General features: G+C 69.2%; 19 protein-coding genes and 4 pseudogenes. 13 read left to right on the top strand and 10 right to left on the bottom strand.

What is annotated here, in order from left to right:
- The first annotated feature begins 22 nt into the window (after window positions 1-22).
- Both ACFZBP_RS10590 and ACFZBP_RS10585 read left to right on the top strand, forming a co-directional pair.
- A complete protein-coding gene (locus ACFZBP_RS10590) occupies window positions 23-232 on the top strand; it encodes an MbtH family NRPS accessory protein (protein ID WP_391411783.1) in 210 nt (69 codons plus the stop codon).
- On the top strand, window positions 222-1,454 hold the full coding sequence (locus ACFZBP_RS10585; protein WP_391411781.1) for a cytochrome P450: 1,233 nt from the start codon (window positions 222-224) through the stop codon (window positions 1,452-1,454). Before ACFZBP_RS10590 ends, ACFZBP_RS10585 begins: the two co-directional genes overlap by 11 nt.
- Before the next feature lie 53 nt (window positions 1,455-1,507).
- Here the strand turns inward: ACFZBP_RS10585 and ACFZBP_RS10580 are convergent, their stop codons facing one another.
- A complete protein-coding gene (locus tag ACFZBP_RS10580) occupies window positions 1,508-3,895 on the bottom strand; it encodes an amino acid adenylation domain-containing protein (RefSeq protein WP_391411779.1) in 2,388 nt (795 codons plus the stop codon).
- 343 nt (window positions 3,896-4,238) lie between these two features.
- Between ACFZBP_RS10580 and ACFZBP_RS10575 the strand changes: the two genes are divergently transcribed.
- On the top strand, window positions 4,239-5,438 hold the full coding sequence (locus ACFZBP_RS10575) for an aminotransferase class I/II-fold pyridoxal phosphate-dependent enzyme (RefSeq protein ID WP_391411776.1): 1,200 nt from the start codon (window positions 4,239-4,241) through the stop codon (window positions 5,436-5,438).
- Between the two features lie 198 nt (window positions 5,439-5,636).
- A complete protein-coding gene (locus tag ACFZBP_RS10570) occupies window positions 5,637-7,565 on the top strand; it encodes a radical SAM protein (protein ID WP_391411774.1) in 1,929 nt (642 codons plus the stop codon).
- A 120-nt stretch (window positions 7,566-7,685) separates the two neighbouring features.
- Here the strand turns inward: ACFZBP_RS10570 and ACFZBP_RS10565 are convergent, their stop codons facing one another.
- Both ACFZBP_RS10565 and ACFZBP_RS10560 read right to left on the bottom strand, forming a co-directional pair.
- Window positions 7,686-7,796 (bottom strand): hypothetical protein, encoded by a 111-nt coding sequence (locus ACFZBP_RS10565; protein WP_391411772.1) that lies wholly within the window; start codon window positions 7,794-7,796, stop codon window positions 7,686-7,688.
- Window positions 7,797-8,191: 395 nt separating this feature from the next.
- Window positions 8,192-8,872: an NAD(P)-binding domain-containing protein gene (locus ACFZBP_RS10560; protein ID WP_391411770.1), complete on the bottom strand. Its 681-nt coding sequence runs from the start codon at window positions 8,870-8,872 to the stop codon at window positions 8,192-8,194.
- 74 nt (window positions 8,873-8,946) lie between these two features.
- Between ACFZBP_RS10560 and ACFZBP_RS10555 the strand changes: the two genes are divergently transcribed.
- Window positions 8,947-9,339, top strand: coding sequence for a winged helix-turn-helix transcriptional regulator (locus ACFZBP_RS10555; protein ID WP_391411768.1), 393 nt, complete (start codon window positions 8,947-8,949; stop codon window positions 9,337-9,339).
- Between the two features lie 74 nt (window positions 9,340-9,413).
- Here ACFZBP_RS10555 and ACFZBP_RS10550 read toward each other — a convergent pair whose 3' ends face one another.
- Complete coding sequence (locus ACFZBP_RS10550) at window positions 9,414-9,788, bottom strand: hypothetical protein (protein WP_391411766.1); 375 nt, start codon at window positions 9,786-9,788, stop codon at window positions 9,414-9,416.
- A gap of 365 nt (window positions 9,789-10,153) precedes the next feature.
- On the opposite strand from ACFZBP_RS10550, the gene ACFZBP_RS10545 reads away from it, so the two are divergent.
- Complete coding sequence (locus tag ACFZBP_RS10545) at window positions 10,154-11,512, top strand: DEAD/DEAH box helicase (RefSeq protein ID WP_391412980.1); 1,359 nt, start codon at window positions 10,154-10,156, stop codon at window positions 11,510-11,512.
- A gap of 74 nt (window positions 11,513-11,586) precedes the next feature.
- On the opposite strand, the gene ACFZBP_RS10540 is transcribed toward ACFZBP_RS10545, so the two are convergent.
- Complete coding sequence (locus tag ACFZBP_RS10540) at window positions 11,587-11,724, bottom strand: hypothetical protein (protein ID WP_391411765.1); 138 nt, start codon at window positions 11,722-11,724, stop codon at window positions 11,587-11,589.
- 237 nt (window positions 11,725-11,961) lie between these two features.
- Here ACFZBP_RS10540 and ACFZBP_RS10535 point away from each other — a divergent pair, with 237 nt between their 5' ends.
- Together ACFZBP_RS10535 and ACFZBP_RS10530 are read left to right on the top strand one after the other, a co-directional pair.
- Entirely contained in the window at window positions 11,962-12,720 is a 759-nt protein-coding gene (locus tag ACFZBP_RS10535) for a DUF6083 domain-containing protein (protein WP_391411763.1), read from the top strand.
- A 211-nt stretch (window positions 12,721-12,931) separates the two neighbouring features.
- Window positions 12,932-13,402 carry a hypothetical protein gene (locus ACFZBP_RS10530; RefSeq protein ID WP_391413054.1) on the top strand — a complete coding sequence of 157 codons (471 nt, stop codon included), beginning with the start codon at window positions 12,932-12,934 and terminating at the stop codon, window positions 13,400-13,402.
- Between the two features lie 76 nt (window positions 13,403-13,478).
- On the opposite strand, the pseudogene ACFZBP_RS10525 reads toward ACFZBP_RS10530, so the two are convergent.
- Window positions 13,479-13,698, bottom strand: a pseudogene (locus tag ACFZBP_RS10525) (transposase); the annotation flags it as partial.
- A 100-nt stretch (window positions 13,699-13,798) separates the two neighbouring features.
- Between ACFZBP_RS10525 and ACFZBP_RS10520 the strand changes: the two are divergent.
- Window positions 13,799-14,272, top strand: coding sequence for a hypothetical protein (locus ACFZBP_RS10520; protein ID WP_383460156.1), 474 nt, complete (start codon window positions 13,799-13,801; stop codon window positions 14,270-14,272).
- Between the two features lie 677 nt (window positions 14,273-14,949).
- Here ACFZBP_RS10520 and ACFZBP_RS10515 read toward each other — a convergent pair.
- The gene (locus tag ACFZBP_RS10515; protein ID WP_391413052.1) at window positions 14,950-15,147 is read right to left on the bottom strand and encodes a hypothetical protein; all 198 of its coding nucleotides are present in this window, start codon (window positions 15,145-15,147) and stop codon (window positions 14,950-14,952) included.
- A gap of 63 nt (window positions 15,148-15,210) precedes the next feature.
- Here ACFZBP_RS10515 and ACFZBP_RS10510 point away from each other — a divergent pair.
- A pseudogene (locus tag ACFZBP_RS10510) lies at window positions 15,211-15,588 on the top strand (transposase); the annotation flags it as partial.
- 354 nt (window positions 15,589-15,942) lie between these two features.
- Here ACFZBP_RS10510 and ACFZBP_RS10505 read toward each other — a convergent pair.
- Both ACFZBP_RS10505 and ACFZBP_RS10500 read right to left on the bottom strand, forming a co-directional pair.
- Window positions 15,943-16,098, bottom strand: coding sequence for a DUF6131 family protein (locus tag ACFZBP_RS10505; protein WP_391411761.1), 156 nt, complete (start codon window positions 16,096-16,098; stop codon window positions 15,943-15,945).
- Between the two features lie 520 nt (window positions 16,099-16,618).
- A pseudogene (locus ACFZBP_RS10500) lies at window positions 16,619-17,082 on the bottom strand (IS5 family transposase); the annotation flags it as partial.
- Window positions 17,083-17,574: 492 nt separating this feature from the next.
- On the opposite strand from ACFZBP_RS10500, the gene ACFZBP_RS10495 reads away from it, so the two are divergent.
- Window positions 17,575-17,961, top strand: coding sequence for a hypothetical protein (locus ACFZBP_RS10495; protein WP_391411758.1), 387 nt, complete (start codon window positions 17,575-17,577; stop codon window positions 17,959-17,961).
- 48 nt (window positions 17,962-18,009) lie between these two features.
- On the opposite strand, the pseudogene ACFZBP_RS10490 reads toward ACFZBP_RS10495, so the two are convergent.
- Window positions 18,010-18,111: pseudogene (locus ACFZBP_RS10490) on the bottom strand (IS5/IS1182 family transposase); the annotation flags it as partial.
- 884 nt (window positions 18,112-18,995) lie between these two features.
- Here ACFZBP_RS10490 and ACFZBP_RS10485 point away from each other — a divergent pair.
- Together ACFZBP_RS10485 and ACFZBP_RS10480 are read left to right on the top strand one after the other, a co-directional pair.
- Window positions 18,996-19,880, top strand: coding sequence for a LysR substrate-binding domain-containing protein (locus ACFZBP_RS10485; protein ID WP_391411756.1), 885 nt, complete (start codon window positions 18,996-18,998; stop codon window positions 19,878-19,880).
- Between the two features lie 73 nt (window positions 19,881-19,953).
- Window positions 19,954-21,012, top strand: a complete 1,059-nt coding sequence (locus ACFZBP_RS10480; RefSeq protein WP_391411754.1) for a tartrate dehydrogenase — start codon at window positions 19,954-19,956, stop codon at window positions 21,010-21,012.
- Window positions 21,013-21,046 lie beyond the last annotated feature (34 nt).

Genomic DNA, 21,046 nt, shown 5'->3' with positions numbered 1-21,046 from the left:
CCCGACCTGTCAGGAGACACCTGTGAGAAGTCCCTTCGACGCCCCGGCCGACACGGCGGGCCGCTTCCTCGCTCTGGTCAACGCGCGGCACGAGTACTCTCTGTGGCCCGCGGCGGCGGAGGTGCCGGCAGGGTGGTCGGTCGTGTACGGGCCGGCCGCCCGCGTGGACTGCCTGGAGCTGATCGAACGATCCTGGACGGACGGCCTCATCGGGGCATTGCATGAGTGCTGACATCGCTGGCACCGTCGACGGCCCCACGATTCCCTTCCACATGATCGACCCGGCCGTGCATCCGGACCCGGACATGTGTGACACCTGGCGCCAACTGCGTGAGGAGCACCCGGTCGTCCGGTGCGAGACCGGCAGCGGCGGCCCGGGGTTCTGGGCGCTCACGCGTTACCGTGACATCGCCGCGGTCTACCGGGACACCGCGCGGCTCAGTTCGGAGCAGGGCAACATGCTCGGCACCCTGCTCACCGGCGGGGACTCCGCGGGCGGCCAGATGCTGGTGGTCACCGATCCGCCCCGGCACACCGCCGTCCGCCGCATGCTGATGGGCGCGTTCTCGGCCCGGGCCATGGCTCCGGTCGTGGACGGTGTGAGGAGCGCCACCCGCACCCTGGTGGCGGGCCTGGTGGAGGCGGGCGGGGGTGACTTCGTCGCCGATGTCGCGGCGCAGATCCCGCTCGTCGCGATCTGCGAGCTGCTCGCCGTGCCGCCCTCGGACCGTGCCGCGATGCTGGAGATGACCATGGCCGCGCTGGGCGCGGACTCCTCGCAGGAGTCACAGGAGGAGGCCGCGCAGGCCCAGCAGGAGATCCTGCTCTACTACGCCGGACTGCTCGCCGGTCGCCGCAAGGCGCCCGGGGAGGACATCGTGAGCCTGCTGGCCACCGAGGAGGCCGACGGTGCCCGGCTCAGCGACGCTGAGGTGCTGCTGAACTGCTACAACATCATCATCGGCGGCGACGAGACGACACGGCTGTCGTCCGCGGGCGCGGCGTTGGCACTGATGGAGCACCCGGAGCAGTGGGAGCGACTGCGCAAGGACGAGGGGCTGCTCGACCCTGCCGTGGAGGAGGTGCTGCGCTGGACGACTCCGGTGACGCACATCGGTCGTACCGCCACGGTGGACATCGAGCTGAGGGACCGGGGGATCACCGCCGGCAGCATCGTCACGCTGTGGAACATCTCGGCGAACCGGGACGCGGAGATCTTCGAGGATCCCTACCGCTTCGACATCTCCCGCACGCCGAACCGGCACCTGACCCTCGGCCACGGCCCGCACTTCTGCCTGGGGGGACCGCTGGCCCGGGTGGAACTGCGAGTCATGCTGGAGGAGTTGCGCAGTCAGGTCGGCGAACTGGTGCCCGCCGGGCCCGTCGAGCGGATGGTCTCCAGTTTCCTGACGGGCGTCAGCCGGCTCCCGGTGCGATGTTCGGCGGGTTCGTGACGGGCCGGGGCGAGCGGCACGCCGCGGTGCCGCCCGCCGGTGCGGCCGGCCGGTCAGGCGCAGTCGCCGGGCGGTTCGGCGTCCGGGTCGCGCGCGGTGTTCTCCAGATGTCCGGCCAGCTCCCGCAGGGTCGGATACCGGTACAGGTCCGCCAGGGTGAAGCCCGGTATCAGCGCCATGGTGCGCATGGCCTTCATCGAGTCGCCGCCGAGCTTGAAGAAGTCGTCGTCCCGGCGCACCGAAGCGACGCCCAGGACCTCCTGCCAGACCGTGCCGAGCCGTGCTTCCCAGGGGGCCAGTGGTCGGTCCTCGGCGGGCACCGTGCGCTCCGGTTCGGGCCCGAACGCGGCGGGAAGGGCCTTGCGGTCGATCTTGCCGTTGGGGCTGAGGGGCATCGCCGGCAGCGTGAGCAGGGCACCGGGGACCATGTGCGGCGGGAGCCGGGACGCCAGGTGCTCGCGTACGTCGTCGGCCCGGAATCCTGCGCTCTCGTGCGGCACGGCGTAGCCGACCAGCGCCGGGGCGCCGGTGGCATCGGCCTGTGCCGTCACCACGGCCTCCTTGACCGCGGGGTGGTCGCGCAGCGCCGCCTCGATCTCGGTGAGTTCGACCCGCAGGCCGTGGATCTTCACCTGCAGGTCGACCCGGCCGATCAGCTCGATCAGTCCGTCGGCGTCGAACCGGGCCAGGTCTCCGGTGCGGTAGAGGCGCTCGCGGACAGGTCCGTACGACCAGGACAGGAAGCGCTCCGCTGTCCGCTCGGGCTGGTCCAGGTAACCGCGGGCGAGCCCGGTGCCGGCCAGGTACAACTCGCCCGTGACACCGGGCGGTACGGGCCGCAGGGCGTCGTCCAGGATGTACACCCGCTGGTTGGCCATCGGGCGCCCGTACGGGATGCTCGTCCAGGCCGGGTCGGTGGCCTCGACCTCGAAGACGGTCGAGTAGATGGACGCCTCCGTGGCGCCGCCGAGGGAGATGAAACGGCACTCGGGTGCGCGGGACCGGATCCGGTCCGGCATCCGCAGGGGGATCCAGTCACCGGCGAGCATCACCAGCCGCAGGTCGCGCAGGGGCAGCGCCCGGCCGGCCGGCCGCGGGTCGGCCCACTGCTCGTCGGGAGTGGACCGCTCGGCGTGGTCGAGGTGTTCCAGGACCAGTTCCAGCAGCGCCGGCGCGGTGTTCCAGAGGGTGACCCGGTGGCGGGCCGACAGCTCGGCCCAGTGCCCGGGGTCCCGGGTACGGCCGGGCGAGGGCAGCACCAGGGTGCCTCCGCCGACGGGCACGCCGAGGAATTCGTACACCGACATGTCGAAGCTCGGCGAGGACAGGCCCAGGACGCTGTCGCCCGGTCCCACGGCGAAGCGGGTGTTGAGGTCCGCGATGTTGTTCATCACGCCGCGATGGCACAGGGCGATGGGCTTGGGCGTGCCGGTGGAGCCGGAGGTGTGCATGACGTAGCAGAGGTTGTCCGGACCGGCCAGGGGATGTGGATCGTGGTCGGGCTCGGCTGCCAGCTCGTCGGCCGTGCGGTCGAGGACGATCAGATGGGCTCCGGTTCCCTCGGCCTGCGGGAGGCCGTCGGCGAGGTCGCTTCGGCTGATGACGGCCACGCAGGAGACGCCCGTGATCATGGTGGCCACGCGCGCGCTCGGGTAGCCGGGATCGAGCGGTACGTAGGCGCCGCCCGCCTTGAGCACGCCGAGGATGGCGACCAGGAGATCGGGCGACTGGTCGAGGTACAGGCCGACACGTCGGTCCGGGCCGACGCCGAGTCTGCGCAGCTGGTGGGCCAGCTGGTTGGCGGCCGTGTTGACCTGGCGGAATGTCAGCCGCTGGTCGTCCTGGGCCACGACGACGGCGTCCGGGGTGCGCGTCGCCTGAGCCTCGAACGCCTCGTGCAGACAAGACCGCGGGTGCGGCAGTTGTGCCGCGGTGGCGTTCCACTCGACGAGGATCCGGTGCAGCTCGCTCTCACCGAGGAACTCCAGCTCCGCCAGGGGCAGGTCCGGGCGGGCGAGCCCTGCGGCCAGCAGGGTGTGGAAATGGGCGAGCAGTCGCTCGGCGGTGGCGGCGTCGAAGACCGCCTGGTCGTAGCGCAGTTCGGCCTGCGGCGGATCCTCGCCGACGGCGGGCAGTACGAGCTGTGCCTCGTACGGGGGGTCGGCCGGCACCGTCGCTCCGATGCCGACGGCCGTGCGGACGCGGCCCGCCGCCGGGTGTTCCTGTGCTGCCCCGGCGTCCTTCACCAGCGCGCGGAAGGTGGCCTCCCCGGTGACCGTCAGACGGACGGCGGTGTCGTAGGAGCGGTCCCGGCTCAGCCCGAGTTCGACGTGGTTCCGGCCGGTGTACCGGTACAGCAGAGCGGCGAACGCGGCGACGGCCACCCGTTCCCGGGTGGTGCCACAGGTCTTCGCCAGCGCCTCGAGGTCGGCGTCGTACATCGCGGGGGCATTCCGGCGCGCCGTTGCCGTGCAGCGCGGCTGGGAACCGCCGCTCGTCCGGTCGCCTGGAAGCTGAACGGCATAGAAAGTCAATTCCCCGCCTTCCGTGTGGAAGTTCCCGGCGGCGCCTGCGCGTATTCGGCACGTAACCGGTCCCTGACTGACACATTGCCAAGTACATTGCGACAACGACTGGTTGGCGAGATTATCGATCACCTCCGCCCATTACAAGGTGACGAGCGTCACAGGATTTATTCGAGAAGTGGGAGCACAACCTGATGCAATGCCTTTCGGGGTATCGGCTCCGCAGCGGGACAATCGCGAACGGCCGGGAGGGCGCACCATGAACTCCACCGCTTTGGCCGCGCAGTCGGCACTGGATTCTCTCGACATTGGCGAGTTGTCACGCCGGGACGGGGAGAAATGGGCGCACGCCGGAGCGGACGTGCTGGCTTCCTGGGTCGCGGACATGGACTTTCCCACGGCACCCGCGATCCGTGAGGCGGTGGCACGCCGGGCCGCGGGGGACCTCGGCTATCCGACGTGGTTCGACGAGTCGGAGGGGGGTCCGCTCGGTGAGGTGTTCGCCGAGCGCACCCGGCGCCGTTACGGACACCTGCCGGATCCCACCCACGTGCGGCTGTTCACCGACATCAACCAGGCGATGCTGGCCGTCCTGCAACTGGCCACCGCCCCCGGCGAGGGGGTGCTGGTGCACACCCCGGCCTGCCCCCCGTTCGTCGAGGTCATCGAGCGGATCGGGCGCCGGCCGCTGACGGTGCCGATCGAGGACGACGGCACGGGCTGGGGTTTCGACCCGGACCGGATGGAACGCGCCGTGGCGGGTGGGGGACCCGGGCGGTGCCGTGCCCTGTTCCTGGTGAACCCGCACAACCCCACGGGCAGGGTGTTCAGGCGTGCCGAACTCGAGGCGCTCGCGGAACTGGCGCTCCGACACGACCTGCTGGTCGTCTCGGACGAGGTGCACGCGGATCTGACCCATGCTCCGCACCGGCACATCCCGTTCGCCTCGCTGGGCCCCGAGGTGGCGGCCCGCACCGTCACCCTGACCTCGGGCAGCAAGGCGTTCAACCTGGCAGGGATCCGCTGCGCGGTCGCCCATGTGGGCCCGAAGGCCGTGCGCGAGGCCGTCGACTCCCGGCGGGGCCTGCTCTTCGGTCAGGTGGGCGTGCTCGCGGTCGAGGCGCTCAAGGCCGCCTGGACCTCGGGTGATTCCTGGCTGGAGGAGGTGATGGCACTGCTCGACCGCAACCGCCACAGGGTGGCCGAGCGGCTCCCCGCGGGACTGTCCTACCGGATTCCGGAGGCCGGATTCCTCGCCTGGCTGGACTGCCGCCGCCTGGACCTGGGCGACGATCCCATGGCCTACTTCCGCGACGAGGCCAAGGTGCTGCTGTTCTCCGGACCGTCCTTCGGCGCGGCGGGAAACGGATTCGTGCGCCTCAATTTCGGCACTTCCCTCGAGGTGCTGGACGAAACGTTGGACCGTATGCACACCGCTGTCCGGCGTCTGTCGAAGTGACTGTCTTCTTTGTCCTGTTGACTCGCACCGGGCGCCGCCCAGTAAGGTGACAACAAAGATCACGGGGGTTTTCTTGATTACGTGCACGGTCGACAAACCACGCCAGTCGAACCGATTATCAGGTGCTCCGTGTCGGACCCGCGAAACCGGGATCAGACGGCCAACTCAATCAGTGCCGTCTAACGAGCCGGAGGGCTGATGACCAATCAAACTGTCGAAATCGAGCAATTCACCGGCGGGAATATACGCGTACGCCAGCCGGGAGATGCCGCAGACGTCGATTCCTTCCGGCGACTGCGCCGCGCACGCCGGGAGAGACTGCTCGACGACCTGGCACGGGGACGCACGGCACGCCGCTACTTCCCGGTGCTGTCGGTCCTGGCACCCGTCATGACCCAGGCCGAGGGGGAGATCACCTACCCCGGTGATCCGATGTGCCTCTACACGGCGCTCTCCGTGGCCGTGCACCGCGCCGTCGACGACGCGGGCCCACTGACAGAGGCCACGCACTACACCGACTTCGCCCCCGAGTGGACCCGGTTACCGTCCAAGGAGTACCGGCTGGCCGCCGGGGCGGACGGTCACCGGCCGTACGGCAGCGACCCCAACACCGACCAGACGGTGTTCGACCCGCGGGTCTGGGACGACGCGGCCAGGGTGCGCTGGATCCGGCTGCTTCGCGAGGTGCGGCCTCGGGTGGTTCTGATCAGCGCGGTCTCGCCCGCACACCGCTACGCGCTGGAGATCGCCTCCCTCGTCAAGAGCGAACTCCCGGAGGCCTTCGTCATCCTCGGCGGCCGGCACGCGGACGAGACGATCACCTGTACGCCGGACGGCCTGAGGCTCGTCCTGAAGCCCAGCAGCCCCCTGTCCGTCATCCAGGAGGGCAGGGCACCCCGGGTCGTCGACGCCGTCGTGACCGGCGAAGCACATCATGCGGTGGACCTGCTGATGCGGGCCGTGGCCCTCGCCGTCGACCTCGACCGGCAGTGGGTGGACCGCGATCGCGTTCTCGGACTCCTCCAGGGCCTGCTCGCCGAGGAGGGCGCCGGCCCGGGCCAGGCCTTGGCCGTCCTCGCCTCGGACGACGGCTTCGACGCCGTACCGCTGCGCGGTCGCACGCTCGACCTCGCCGAACTCCCCTCGCCCTACGAGGCGTTCGCGATCCGCTCGCGCTTCCCGATCTTCACCGCACCCGACACCGGCGCGGTCCTGCGCACAGCCCACTTCATGGTGTCCAACGCCTGCCCGTACCGCTGCAACTTCTGCTCGGAGTCGGTGCAGGTGGCGGGCACCCTGAAGCGGTTCAAACACGACCCGGTCAGCACGGCGGTCGAGCGGGTCTGCGAGTACGTCCACTACGGCGCCGAGTCGCTCTTCTTCGACGACTCGGTGTTCTGGAGCGGACGGTACCGGGACATCACGGAGTTCTGCGACGCACTGGCCGAGCTGCGGGCGGTGGACGGCGAGCGGATCCCTGCCCGCTTCCGGGCGCGCCTCGGCGATCCCGACGACCTCGAACGGCTGCGCGGGCTCCAGTGGGGGGCCCAGCTCACCGTGGACACGCTCGTGGCCCTGCACTCGTCCGAGCAGTCCGCCGAGATCCTGCGGAAGATGAAGGCCGCGGGGTGCACCTATGTCTACATGGGCATCGAGAGCATGTCGACGCAGGTCATGGACCACATCCACAAGAACCTCCGCCGGGACGAGACCCGCCCCTGGAAGGCGAAGGTCAGGGAGGCGGCCCGGCTGGTGAAGGAACAGGGGCTGGAACTGGGCACCTCGGTGCTCTTCGGCCTGGACGGAGAGACGCGCGCCAGCATCGACGAGACCATCCACGAGGTGGGGCGGCTGATCGACGACGGTTTGATCGACCTCGCCAGCCCCAACATCCTCACCTACCATCCCGCGACCCCGGTCACCGCCCAGCACGGCATGCAGGACCGGCTCGACTACCACTCGCCCCGCATCGACAACCGGAAGCCCTACATCTACTTCGAGGAGGCCTTCCCGGGGGTGGTATCGGTCCTCCTCTCGGAGGACGACATCTGGCACATCCACAACGAGACACGCATCCACTGGGGCACCGTCCGCAACGGATCGTCGCCGACCGCGGAGATCCCGTGATCCTCGGGTTGCACGGTGACGGACAGCAGCTGGGCGACGGTCAGACCGGCCGGGGGGCTTCCAGCAGGGCGCTGAGGATCGCTTCGGCGCGGACGTGAGCGGGGGCGCCCCGCCCCATCGCTACTCGCCCAAGCCCTGCAGCAGCAGCTCCTGATGCTGCTGCAGCTGCTCGTCCAGGTCGACCTCGCCGCAGGTGACGGCGTTTCCGAACCAGTCCGCCGCGGCGCGCACACGGGCAATGCCGCGGCCGATGGTGTGTCGTCGGTGGCCAGGTCATGAATGGCCTCCACCTTCTCCTGGACGGTCTCCGGGGAGTCGACCTTCCAGCTTCCCACCGCCGCGCGCTGTCGTAGGTCCACCGCGCAGAGTTTCCGCGCGGGCTGGTGGGGGAGACCGCTTCGAACCGCTCCTGCTCGTCGGCCATCCTGGCCAGGATCTTGATGGAGGCACCTTCCCGCCGGCGGCTGGCCACTTCGACACCCGGTGACGGGGACCGGCGACCCACAGAGGATGCTGCGACTCGGATACGGCCCGAAGGGTCCGGAACCCCGCGTCGCCCGGGTGTCAGAGGTGCTCGACGTCCAACCTTGACGCACACGGCACTGAGGTCGTACCCGGGCCCTGACTCAGACCTCCGTACCGCCCTCCGCTGCCTTTTGACTCGGGCCCGTCGCGTACGCCAATGGAGGCGCGATGGCCTGCACGTCCGCTCCCTGTCCGACCCACAGGGAGATGAACAGCGCGGCCGTAGCCTCCAGCAGCCCCGCCCGTTCGAGACCACCACCGGCAACGGGTGTGCAGCCCAAGTCCGTCACCAATTCACGGACGCGCGCGAGGGCGGTGTCGTCGTCCCCGCACACCGGCACGGCAAGGGGCCGGCCGCCGAAGACGGGCGGCCGCATCCGCCACACGTCCTCATGACACAGATTGAACGCCTTCACCACGTGAGCCCCCGGTGCCGTCGCGGCCAGTTGCTGAGCGGCTGAAACACCCTGCTGCGTCAGCAGCCGAAAGCCCGGACCGACGGGGTTGGAGCAGTCGAGCAGCACCTTGCCCTCCAGCACGGCGTGCAGCTCCCGAGCCACCTCGGCCCCGACCCCGAAAGGCAGCGCGGCCAGCACCACGTCCTGACCGGACTCGGCCGCATCATGCAGACTGCCGGACCTCGTGCCGCCGCCGATGCGCGCGGCGAGCAACCCCGCCTTGCGTTGGTCACGCCCCCCGATGGTCACTTGATGCCCGGCGCGCACCCAGTGGGTCGCCAGCGCATCGGCCATGTTGCCCGTCCCCAGTACACCGATCCTCATCGCACGTTCCCTCTCCGCGTCCGTACCGACCGTTCACAGAAACGCTAGAGAGACGTCCGGGCACCATTTGGTACATGACCAACGACGCCTTCCTCGCCGACTGCCGCGCCCGCCTCGCCTTCGACCTGCTGTCCAACACCTGGAACGCCGTGGTGCTCTGGGCACTGCGCGACGGTCCCAAGCGGCCGGTCGAGCTACGGGAACGGATCGGCGGAATCAGCTCCAAGGTCCTCACCGAAACGCTGCGCCGCCTGCAGTTCAACGGCCTGATCGACCGGCACGCCCACCCCGACACGCCCGCACGGGTCGAATACGAACTCACGCCTCTGGGCCGGACCTTGCTCATACCCATAGACGCCGTCGGCGCCTGGGCCCTCGAACACGGCGACGAGGTGATGGCCGCCCAGGAGATGGCGTGCGCGCGGCCAACCGCGGCGTCGGGAGAGGTCGGGGGGCAGCACTCTTGAGGATGTCCGTGGGCAGCCGGATGGTTTCGGTGCCGGGCACGGCTGACGCCCGGCACCGAAACTCCAAGAGGCTCCTACGCCGTCCAGAGCCAGACCGAGTTGATCGGTGTGAGGTCCGCGTAGACGCCCGCCCCTTCGTGGATCGATCGGGAGATGCAGCGCGTGGCGTTGTATCCGTGGCACAGGTCCGCGAACGCGCCGCCGTACTGGTTGTTGAGGACCCAGTGGTTGCCGTACTGGTTGCTCAGGTTGTGCGCACCGTAGGCCGTGAAGATGTGGGACGGGCTGACGGCCGGGTTCTGGTCCTGGGGGTAGATGCAGACGGATCCGTACGGGCAGCCGGCCCATGTCAGGTCGTCGGCCTGGGCACTGGTCGCGCCGACCGACATCATCATCGTCGTCACGGCCGCGACGGCGAAGGTTGTGGCACCACGGAATATTTTGCGCATGCGTGTCTCCCTTGGTCGCAACTGGCCCCGCCAGTCATCGCGACTCTAGGAACACGCGGTCGGGCCGCGCTCCTGACATGTGTCAGGGCACATCGACGGCCGAGCTCTGCCCAACCCGATCGGCGAGGTCGGCAGCGCTGCCCTGGTCGACGCCCCGACCAAGGGCTGAGCGGCGTGATCGCGGGCGGCTCGGGTGCCATGACCCGTGCTAACCTTTTCCGTTTGCGGCGTGGCTGTGTCGGAGGTCCATTCGATGTCCCCGGCTGGTGGCCGCGTCCCCGCCGCGCCTTCCTCGGTACGGTCCCTTCGGAGGAAGGCTTTCTGTGAGCGAATCAGTACGTTCCGATGCCCGGCAGCAGGACGACATGGCCGAGGTGGCGGACACCACTTCGGCGGCGTCCTTCGCGGAGCTGGGGCTGCCGGCCCAGATCCTGCGGGCGCTCGACGAGCGCGACGTGACCGTGCCCTTCCCCATCCAGGCGGCCACGCTGCCGAACGCGCTCGCGGGACGGGACGTCCTGGGCCGGGGCCGCACCGGCTCCGGCAAGACGCTCGCCTTCGGCCTGGGGATGCTCGCGCGGACCTCCGGGCGACGCGCACAGCCCAAGGAACCGCTGGCGCTCGTCCTGGTACCCACCAGGGAGCTGGCGCAGCAGGTCGGCGAGGCGCTCGCCCCGTACGCCGAGGCACTGCGCCTGAGGCTCGCGACCGTGGTGGGCGGGGTGTCCATCGGCCGGCAGGCCGCCGCGCTGCGGGACGGCGCCGAGATCGTCGTCGCCACGCCCGGTCGGCTGCACGACCTCATCGAGCGCAAGGGCTGCCGACTGGGACGGGTAGGCATCACGGTTCTGGACGAGGCCGACCAGATGTGCAACATGGGGTTCCTGCCGCAGGTCACCGAGATCCTCGACCAGGTGCGTCCCGACGGCCAGCGGATGCTGTTCTCCGCCACGCTCGATCGCGATGTCGATCAGCTGGTGCAGAACTACCTCCGGGACCCCGTCGTGCACTCCGTGGACCCCTCGTCCAGCGCGGTCTCCGCGATCGAGCACCACGTCTTCGTCGTGCACGGCCCGGACCGGTACGCCGTGACCACGGAGATCGCCGCCCGGGACGGCCGCGTCCTGCTGTTCCTGGACACCAAGCACGGCGTCGACCAGCTCACGCGGCATCTGCGGGCCAGTGGCGTGCCCGCCGCCGCCCTGCACAGCGGAAAGTCCCAGCCGCAGCGCACCAAGACCCTGGCCCAGTTCAAGAACGGGCAGGTCACCGCGCTGGTAGCGACGAACGTCGCCGCACGGGGCCTGCACGTCGACGACCTCGACCTCGTGGTCAACGTCGACCCGGCCACCGACCCGAAGGACTACCTGCACCGCGCGGGCCGCACGGCCCGGGCCGGCCGCTCGGGCATCGTCGTGACACTCGCCCTATCGGGACAGCGCCGCGACACGAGCCAGGTCATGACGGATGCCGGTGTCACCCCCAAGGTCACCAAAGCGCGTTCCGGCGAAGCCGAGTTGAGCCGGATCACCGGCGCCAGGGCACCCTCCGGACAGCCTCTCGACGGCGGACCGCGCCCCAAGAACCACAACGCCCCGTTCCGCGGCCTCGGCAGCACCAAGGACACGAAGCGCGGTTCCGGCGCCAGGTCGTCCCGCAAGAGCAGCGAGGCGAGCAAGCTCGCGGAGGCCCGCAAGGCGGCCCGGGTACGACGCGGCGCCTGACCCTCACTCTCCCGCACTGCCGCTGGCCCGACCGGCCTGGACGGACCGGACGGCCGACTCCAGGAGCTGCGACCTCAGGCGCACTGGGTGGTGCTGTTGTAGCGCAGCTCCACGGTGCGGCCGAAGACGGTCGTCGACGTGGCCGTCCAGGCGCCCGTGCAGTTCGGCTCCGTACCGTCGCCGCGGGACGTGGTGTTCTCCGCGCCGGCCAATGTGCCGCCCCGTCGAGCGGCTGCTCGGCTCGCCCTGTGAGGGCCACACCCCGCCCCAATCCAAGGGCACCTGACTGCGGCCGCGTCAGGCTTGCGCGCTGTGCAAATCACCCGAACCGGCGATCATGCATAGAACGCACACCCGCTGAGCCGTGTCGCTGTTAGGCAGGGGCTGGGCTGCCCGGGGGACTGCCCGTCCGCCGTCCCGGCGCTCGGGCGGGTCGCCTGGCACGGTCCTTGTCCTGCGCTCCCACTCCACCCCCCGGCTGCCAGTGGGACGGAAGCTCTCGGACCGCCCTGGCACGCCGTCCGCTGCGGTGGCCGCCGACTAGTCCCAGCCGCCTGCTACGCGCCGGTAGCGGCCGCTGCCCCCGGTGCGGCAACCGCATCGACCTCTACCCGCGTGCCGACGGGCGTCCCATCGCCCTGCATCCCGCCGAACTGGCCACCGTCCACGCTCCTGCCTCCTGCCACTGGCACCTGAGTTCCGGCGTCGCTCACCCGCACGGCGACGGCAGCGCATGGTGCCGTATTCCGCATGCCGTGCTCTGCCCGCAGTGCACGCCCATCTGCCGGATCAGCCCGGCCCTCACGTCGGTGCGCCGCCAACTTGCCGTACGAACCCGTCGCCTGATCGACACTGGTGTCTTCATCCCCACGGCTGCTCCCACGCGTGCAGCGACTGACGGCCCCGACCGTCCTCTTGTGCGGATGCTTCTGGGCCACTGCCTCGCCGGCGGCCCCGTGGAGGCCGTCCGCTGCGTAGCCCAGACGAGCCGCCGAACCCGCTGCCCCCGTCCCGACCTGGCCCCGGACGTCCCGCCCGGATCCTGGATACTGCTGCCGATCGGCCCTCGATACAGCCAACTTGGCCTGCCCGAGCAGACGCGGCCGTCTACGACCTCAGCCGGCTGCCCCCTGCCGAACAGCGGCGCCGACGCATCCAGCGCTGCCTCGCGCACGCCACCACCGACGGCGCCGCCGACCTGGCCCTGACCGGATGGCAGGTCTTCGTCCCCTCCTGCACGCCCAGCACCTGCGTACCGGTCTGCCGTACCCACCGGCACCCGGCAGCAAAGAGAGGTGACGATGCCGCACCACGCCCTGGAAGTCCTCCCGACCCGCCCCCTGGCCGGGGCTGCAAGACGTTCGGCGGGGATTCCCGGCACGCGGCGGCTACCACACCTACGAGTGCCAGATACCGATCGTGGCCACCTCGCTGGACCTGCTGCGCGAACACGGCCCGGCCGGGCGGATCTTCTGGCGCTTCGGCCGCGGGTCCTGGAGCCGGGAGTCGTTCCAGCCGCTCTGGGACGCGATCGGCAACCCCCGCCAGATCGCGGCCGAAGCCGATCAGGAAGCCCGCTGGAAAGCCGAACAGGAGGCGCACCAGGCCGAACAACGACGCCGGGCTGAGCAGGAGGCTGCCGAGCGGGAAGCCCGCCGCCCCGTCTGCGCCGACTGCGGGGTGAAGTTCACCGACGAACGGTGGAAGGCCGGCATCGCGGTCGACTGGGGCCGCGGGGACAGCCACCCGCACCTGTGCGACGACTGCAAGGCCCGGGCGCTCGAGGCGGAACGGCAGGCCGAACAGGCCGAACGCGAGCGCCAGGAGCTCCAGGAGGAGGCGGCGCAGGCCTCGAAGGCCGGCGGTTGGCTCGGACGCTGGCGCAGCTGACCCGTGCAGCCACCCAGCAGCGCGAGGGCTTGCCCAGCTGCCCCTGGGCAAGCCCTCGTTGTCGGTGGCGGCTGCGGATGTCGTCGACGGCATCCGCTGCGGCGAGGACGGCGGCGAAGTTCTTCTCCCACGTGCCGTCGACGGCCCACCTGATCAGCCGCTTACGGGCCGTCTGGAACGAGCCGAGCTCCTCGGGGAGGTCCCCCAGGGCGAGTTGGTGCGGTACTCCCAGGCGATGGCCTCGAGCGTGCTGCGGTGAGGGCCCAGCACCGTCCCCGGACCGGATCGGCTGGCATGAGCGGCTCGATCCGGGGTTTTCCCCATTTTTCAGGCACAGGCGGTGGTGTTCGGGGATCCTGTCGAGGTACTTCTGAAAACCACTGTAAGGAGACCCCAGTGCGCCGCCCGTCCCGGAAAGCCTTCGCCGCCCTCATCGCTGCAGTCGGCCTCGCCCTCCCTCTCCTCACCCCCACACCCGCCTCGGCTGCCACCACCACCAGCCGCTTCGCGAACTACCGCTACGGTGACTGCCTGCGCGAGACCGATGAAACCGAACTCAAGGGCGACCGCTGCACCAGCGGACGCGGCAGCCTCCTCTGGCAGTGGAACGGCAGCCTCAACACCAACACCACTCTTAAGAACAACTACTGGGGCCGCTGCCTAGACAGCAATGACCGGGGCGACGTCTACCCCCTGCGGTGTAACGGCGGCTCATACCAGAAGTGGCGCACCGTCCAGCCCGCCCCTCGCAGCGCCGTCATGCTCCAAAGCGTCGGCACGGGCCGCTGCCTCTACCAGCAGGACGACGGCTACTACCGCACTGCCCGCTGTGACCGAAACGCCCAGAACCAGCGCTTCACCATCGGCTGAACGGATCTCACGACCGCTTCAAGTGCCGCCGGGCGAGCAGCTCTTCTTCTACGCGAGGCCGGAAGGCGGTCCGTTGGCCGGCATGAGCCTCACCGACGTGCAGGACCAGCGTGCGGTGCAGGACGCCCTTCGATGAGCTGCTGGACCTGGTGGTGCTCGCGGGCCTCAGTCGCTGACCTGTTCGCGGCTGTTCCTCAGGCTGCGGCCGTCACCTCTCCCAAGGTTCCCCGGCCATAAGTGTGTTGGGGAATGGCGCAGTTGGTGCGGCGCCGAGAGGATGGGCAGGATCCGCAGGCGACATGAGGGGCGAGGGTGGAGAACTTCTTCGAGCGGGTGGGGCGCTTCTGGCCGGCCGGCCGCCGCGATCTGCACTGGCGCATCCTGCCGACTCCGGATGAGGCCAGCGCCCTTGCCGAGCCGTACGAGGTGTAGGTCCGCATTCGGAATGTCCTTTTTTCATTGTTGGTGGCCCTTGTCCGGCCCATGGGCCACCAATGTGAGACGAACGATCGTGGCCTGTCGCATTGAAGCTGTGGGATTCTCACGGGTTCTCGTGTGGGTCGGCGGATTCTCATCGTGCCGCGCACGTCGGAATGCTGGAGTGGGGAGACTGAGGGCTCGATCCGGGCGAAGCGCATCGGTACGGATGGCTCCTGGACCATGCAACGGCCGATTGCCTAGTCGGCCGCGCGGCCGGACAGGGGCACGATCCGGCCCGCCGCTCGGACCCGACCGGGCATACCGGCGAGGCCGATCCGGTTCGGGAAGCCGTGACGGTGTGCCAGCAGGCACTCACCGCCACGCCCCATGACCACTCCGACCGTGTCGAACGCCTCAACAACCGTGGAATCGCTCTTGCGGCTCTGTTCGAGCACGCCAGCGACGCCAGCACTTTGAGTGAAGCGGTGCAAGTACTTCGGGAAGCAGTAGTCGCCACGATTCCGGGCTGGCAGTACTCGGTCGTGGCCGCGCTGGAGACCGGCGGCACCTCCTGGACCGCGGTACTCGACGCGATCCGTCTTCAGCCGGGCGGTGACCTCGTCGCAGTCACCACCCTCCAGCTGCGCGAGGTCGTCGATCGGCTCATCGCTGATGGTCAGTGGCGTGAGGGGGAGATCCTGAGATCCTCATCGTGCTGGACTCCGGGTACGACGCCCCGCGCATCGCTCACCTGCTGGCCAGCTTGCCCGTGGAGATCCTTGGACGGCTGCGCTCGGACCGGGTGATGCGCCGGCCGACACCGCCGCGCGTCTACAACCGCCAAGGGCGGCCGGCCGCCCAAGCACGGCGGCGAGTTCGTCTTCGGCCAGCCCGAACCTCGCCAGGCGCATAACGGACGAGACCACCCCCACCTGGCGACGAACTTACTAGGGCATCAAGGGCAGTCTGCCTACCTCAAACGCCCTCTGAGAAGGGCATTGGCTTCACCCAGCAGGATGCCCTCCTCACGTTGAGTCACGCTGCCCAGCGGAGTGCGAACGGACGAGGCGCCTACGGGTCTGGCACGTGGGCGCCGTGGGTGTCGACAGGCAGCAGCGGGCTGGCCAGGTCGGCCGTCCTATGGTCAGCCGCGGCGCAGTCCATGCACGTCTGTGTTCGCTTCCGTGCCCGGGTGGCCCGCTGCACCCGGCCCGGCGGGCGGGGCGTCGCCGAGTTGGTGAGGGAGAAGATCACCAATAGTGGCGGCGGCCGGCGACAGCGTGTCCCATGGAGCCCATGATCCACAGGACCGCGCCGATGACCGCGAGGATGAGTCCGATCGTCCACAGGATCGAGATGCCGGTGATGAAGCCGATGACGAGCAGGATGATGCCGATGAGGAGCATGGCGGCCTCCAGTGTTGCGATGGCGCTTCTTCCTGAGTGCCCCGGCCAGGCAAGATCATCCCCGATCGAGGCGGTTGTCCGCCTTGCGTGCTGCTCTCTGCCTTCTCTGAGCGGGCGATCATGTCGGCCTCCTGGCTGGCGCAGCCCATTCGAGTCCTAACGCTCGGAGGGGGTTGTTGGTGTATCGCGGGGTTGCTGGCCTGGTGTGTTGTGGGTTCGTTGAGAGTGGCCGGGTGCGTGGTTCCAGCGGGTAGTTCGGGGTGTGAGCTGGGGTTGTGTTGTGCGTGGCGGAGTGGGACCGGGTTCGTTGTGGGTTTCGCTGGCGTGTAAAGGCTCGGTTGGTGCTGGTCGGCGCTGTTTTGTCTGTTCGGTGGGCGGGGGTTAGCGGTTGTGGGTGGGGCGGTTGTGTTGTTCGGCGAGGTGGTCGACTGCACCGCTTCGAGGGCGGCTTTGGTGATGCGTTCGGTGCCGTCGTGGATGGCGGTGATGGCTGATTGGCGGATAAGACCGTGTCCTTTTTGGTGAGGCGGACGAGTCGCTTGTAGCAGCACAGGGCGGCTGCCAGCCCGAGGAAGGCCAGGTAGTTGCGGGGATGGCGCTCGTAGCGAGGGCTAAGACGTCGATAGCCAGAGAGCCAGGACATCGTCCGCTCGATGACCCAGCGGCGGCGCCCTAATCGTTCGCTGGACTCGATGCCTTTACCGGCGATGCGCACTCCGATGCGCTTCCATCTGAGCCATCTGAGCCATCTGCGCAGGTCGGCACGGTCGTAGGCTTTGTCCGCGTGTAGGCGCTGGGGCTTGAAGTACCGGCCTCGGTGGGGGTCGTGTCTCGTTGGTGACCCTCGATCATGGGCTTCAGCCCTTCGCTGTCGTGGGTGTTGCCGGCGGAGAGGCCGACGAGGAGGGGCAGTCCGTTCGCGTCCGACAGGATGTGCATCTTGGAGCCCGGCTTGCCCCGGTCCACAGGGCTCGGACCTGTGTGACAAATCCGCGAAGGATCACTGCGTGAGTGATGCGGTTGTGCTGCTGATCTAGTGATCGTTTCAGGCCCCCTGGTCGTCGTGGCGAATTGATCTGAGCTGGGATTTCCGTGGAGGTTCAAGAGCCAGGGAGCTCTCTGAAGTGCGAGTTCAGTGATCGTTCCGGAATCCAGTGATCGTCGAAGGATTCTCTATTGGCGGGTGGATCCGGCGGAGCGAGTCTGCGCTGGTCAGGGCGGTCTGGAGGCTTGGGGGAGTGGGAGTCCGCAGCCACCGGGGAGTTGGAACCCGCCATTTGGAGCGTCGCGTCCCTGCCTGTGAGGGTGCAAGCTCGCCGTGTCGAAGCTGGGGCGCAGGCGCGTCAAAACTGTACGCGGCTCCGTACACCGCGCGAGAATTCGCAGGTCAGCGGGGCTGATCCGCGTGGATCGCTTACGGAGCCAGCTAACCTCCAGGCCGAGCTGCGGGAGGCCGAGGCCGTGTGGGAACGGTTCGTGATCACCCGTGAGACGGGGGGCGAGGTTCTGGCGGAGCCTCGCGGTGGCGAGGACGTGCTGCCGGCCGTGGTGGCCGACGGGCGGCCGGTGCGGGTCACGGCGGCGGTGCCCGGTTCGGTGGTGCCGCACTGGCAGGAAGGGCTCGCCCCGACGGTTCTCGCGCCGGACTACCAGCGGATCATGGATGTTCTGGCCGTCGGGAGCGGGACGCACGGCGAGGCGAGGGACTGCCGGCAACTCGCGGCGGCAGTCGGGTTGGCGCCGGTCCCGGCAAAGGTGGAAGGGCTGCGGTCGAAGGCGAGGCGCCTGGCCGCGCGGGGCTGGCTGGCAGAAGAACGACCGGGGCTGTTCGGTGTGCCCGTCGCACGAGTCGGCGGCTCGTGACCATGCTCATCGACCACCGGATCACTGCCTCCGAGGTGTCGGTGCGTGTTTGTAGTCGCGAGCCAGCCGGCGTGAGTGCATCAGCCACGCGAACGTGCGCTCCACCAGCCATCTCTTCGGCAGCACGGTGAAGCCGCTGGTGTCGTCGGCCGGCACAGGAGGCCGATATGAAGGGATGTGCTCCAGACTGGCGAATGTCGCTGTGAGATGTCAGAAGGCGGCGTTCTCGCGTGACCACGCGTGCCTCCAGCAGCAGTTCCACCATGACGTGGCTCTTCCAGTGCCGCAGTTCCTTCAGTGGCGGCCTGCCAGAGTTGGTCGCGGACGCGGGCGGAGACGCTGCCGACGAAGATGCCGGGTACTGCTTCGCTGGTCCATCGGCGCGGACGCCATCCTGGCCGCCGTCGCCTATCTCGCCCTTGAAAACCAGGCCGAGGTACCGTCTCCACCGCGCACAAGGCCAGGAATGGGCACAGGGTGAAAATCGCCGACGATTTCACCCCGCCCTCCGACGGCCCGCCGGCGACACGGGTCAAGGTACGGCTTGCCGGATCGACGACAAGAAGGCATGTCTGGCCTATGTGGTAGTCACCCGCACTCGGCGCCGACTCGACATCGGCGGCCTGTCCTGGATCAACGAGCATCCGCAAGGAGCATCGGCCGGTCCCCGGCCGCGGCAGTGATCCACAGGACGGGTTCTGGGCGTCGGTGCCTTTGTCCGGGAGGAGCGCACGGGGGAGCGGCGGTAGGGACCGCAATGATCCGGGGCGCTGCGGTATTGAGTGTGAGGGGGGCGGCCCTGTCGGTGACGGCACATGCGAGAAGCCCAGTGCTTGTTCGAACCTCAGGCCGGGACCCGCTGTGACCGATTGCCGCTGCCGGCCATTGAGTGTCTCAGGTGGCTGTACCCCGCGCTTCGTGAGGATTACGGCCAGTGCGTCGGTGGTCCGTACTTCGTCGAGGCGGTCCTTCACGCCACCATGGTCGGGACCGATCGAGTCGTCGGTTGATTTCTTCCAGGGCAGAGGGCGCGTATGGACATTCGGCAGCTGGAGTACTTCCTTGCGATTGTTGATCGTGGGGGGTTCAACCGTGCGGCGTCGGCTCTGTACGTGTCGCAGCCGTCGCTGTCCCAGGCCGTGCGGGCGCTGGAGCGTGATCTGGGCTCGGAGCTGTTCCATCGCATCGGGCGCAGGGCTGTGCTGACGGAGGCGGGAAGGGCTCTGATCGAGCCGGCCCGGGAGGCGGTGCGGAGTCTGGAGACGGCGCGGGCGAGTGTTGCGGCGGTGCATGAGCTGCGCGAGGGGCGCCTGGATGTGGCGGCGATGCCGTCGCAGGCGGTGGAGCCGCTGACGAGCATGGTCAGTGCCTTCAGTCGCCGTTATCCCGGCGTTTCCGTGGCGATCAATGCCGCGTTCACGTCGCGCGATGTGATCGACATGGTGCGCACGGGTGCGGTGGAGCTGGGGCTCCTGGCGTCCGCCGGTCCTCTTTCCGACAAGGAGGTCGTCTCCCATGCGCTGGGGCGGCAGCGTTTTGTGCTGGTGGTGCCGGCCGACGGCCCGTTCGCCGGCCGCAGGGCGGTGGAGAGCCGGGAGCTTGCGGGACAGCGGCTGATCGTCGGGCAGTCGGGTACCGGGATGCGTGCCTATGTCGACGCGTTGCGGGAGCAGGGCATCGAGTTCGCTGTCGCCGTCGAGACCGAGCACCGGGTGTCGCTGATGCCCCTGGTGCTGGCCGGGGTGGGGCTGGCGGTGGTCACGGATTCCTGGCGGGACCTCGCCGGGCGGCTGGGCGCCCGGGTCCTGGACATCGAGCCGGAGAACACTTTGGACATCGCTCTGGTCGCCCGCCGTGGCAGCCTGTCGCCCGCAGCCGCCGCGTTCGTCACGGCCGCGACCTCGGCCACCGACAGCTGATAGGCCCCGCTTATAAGGCAGATCCGCTTTGCGTCTTGGACGCCCCAGGGACCGTCCTGCTGCAATCGACGCCATGACGACGAACCACCGGATCGCCCTGATCCCGGGCGACGGCATCGGCGCCGAGGTACTGCCCCCGGCGCAGCAGGTGCTCGATGTTCTCGGCCGCCGCCACGGCTTCAGCCTGTCCTACAAGTCGTACGACTGGTCGTGCGAGCGGTACCTGCGCCAGGGCGCCATGATGCCCGCCGACGGGATCGACCAGCTGCGCGAGGCGGACGCGATCCTGCTGGGCGCGGTGGGATACCCGGGGGTGCCCGACCATGTCTCGCTGTGGGGGCTGCTGATCCCGATCCGGCGCAGCTTCCGCCAGTACGTCAACCTCCGGCCCATCCGAGTCTTCGAAGGCATCGACAGTCCGGTGCGCGGCGCACGGCCGGGCGAGGTCGATCTCGTCGTCGTGCGGGAGAACATGGAAGGCGAGTACAGCGAGGTCGGCGGCCGGCTCAACAGTGGCTTCCCGGATGAGATCGCCGTGCAGGAGGCCGTGTTCACCCGGGCCGGCGTCACACGCCTGCTGGACTACGCCTTCACGCTCGCCTCCCGGCGCGGCGGCCGCCTGACCTCCGCGACCAAGTCGAACGGCATCATCCACACCATGCCGTTCTGGGACCAGCTCGTCACCGAGCGGGCCGCCTCGTTCCCGCAGGTCGCCTGGGACCAGGAGCACATCGACGCGCTCGCGGCCAAGTTCGTCCTGGAGCCGGCCCGTTTCGACGTCGTCGTCGCCTCCAACCTCTTCGGCGACATACTCAGCGACCTCGCGGCCGCTGTCGCCGGATCCATCGGCATCGCCCCGGCGGCCAACCTCAACCCCGAGCGGGACTTCCCCTCGATGTTCGAGCCGGTGCACGGCTCCGCACCCGACATCGCGGGCAAGGGCATCGCCAACCCGCTGGGCGCGATCTGGTCCGCGGCCATGATGCTCGACCACCTCGGCCATCCCGCCGCGGCCAGGGACATCACGGACGCCATCGCCGCGGTTCTGGCCAAGACCGATACCCGCACCCGTGACCTGGGCGGAACGGCGACCACCGCCGAGTTCACCGACAAGCTGATCGGGCTCCTCTGAGCCATCTCCCCCTGCCGCACGGCGGCACACAGCG

Source organism: Streptomyces sp. NPDC008086 (assembly GCF_042957325.1).
GTDB lineage: Bacteria > Actinomycetota > Actinomycetes > Streptomycetales > Streptomycetaceae > Streptomyces.
This window is presented reverse-complemented; position numbering and strand designations above follow the sequence as displayed.

What these genes read in the sequence shown, in the direction of transcription:
- ACFZBP_RS10480 (WP_391411754.1), top strand. Translation starts at nt 19,954, where the DNA reads ATGACGACGAACCACCGGATCGCCCTGATCCCGGGCGACGGCATCGGC.
- ACFZBP_RS10575 (WP_391411776.1), top strand. Translation starts at nt 4,239, where the DNA reads ATGAACTCCACCGCTTTGGCCGCGCAGTCGGCACTGGATTCTCTCGAC.
- ACFZBP_RS10585 (WP_391411781.1), top strand. Translation starts at nt 222, where the DNA reads ATGAGTGCTGACATCGCTGGCACCGTCGACGGCCCCACGATTCCCTTC.
- ACFZBP_RS10560 (WP_391411770.1), bottom strand. Translation starts at nt 8,872, where the DNA reads ATGAGGATCGGTGTACTGGGGACGGGCAACATGGCCGATGCGCTGGCG.
- ACFZBP_RS10570 (WP_391411774.1), top strand. Translation starts at nt 5,637, where the DNA reads ATGACCAATCAAACTGTCGAAATCGAGCAATTCACCGGCGGGAATATA.
- ACFZBP_RS10550 (WP_391411766.1), bottom strand. Translation starts at nt 9,788, where the DNA reads ATGCGCAAAATATTCCGTGGTGCCACAACCTTCGCCGTCGCGGCCGTG.
- ACFZBP_RS10545 (WP_391412980.1), top strand. Translation starts at nt 10,154, where the DNA reads ATGGCCGAGGTGGCGGACACCACTTCGGCGGCGTCCTTCGCGGAGCTG.
- ACFZBP_RS10555 (WP_391411768.1), top strand. Translation starts at nt 8,947, where the DNA reads ATGACCAACGACGCCTTCCTCGCCGACTGCCGCGCCCGCCTCGCCTTC.
- ACFZBP_RS10485 (WP_391411756.1), top strand. Translation starts at nt 18,996, where the DNA reads ATGGACATTCGGCAGCTGGAGTACTTCCTTGCGATTGTTGATCGTGGG.
- ACFZBP_RS10505 (WP_391411761.1), bottom strand. Translation starts at nt 16,098, where the DNA reads ATGCTCCTCATCGGCATCATCCTGCTCGTCATCGGCTTCATCACCGGC.
- ACFZBP_RS10580 (WP_391411779.1), bottom strand. Translation starts at nt 3,895, where the DNA reads ATGTACGACGCCGACCTCGAGGCGCTGGCGAAGACCTGTGGCACCACC.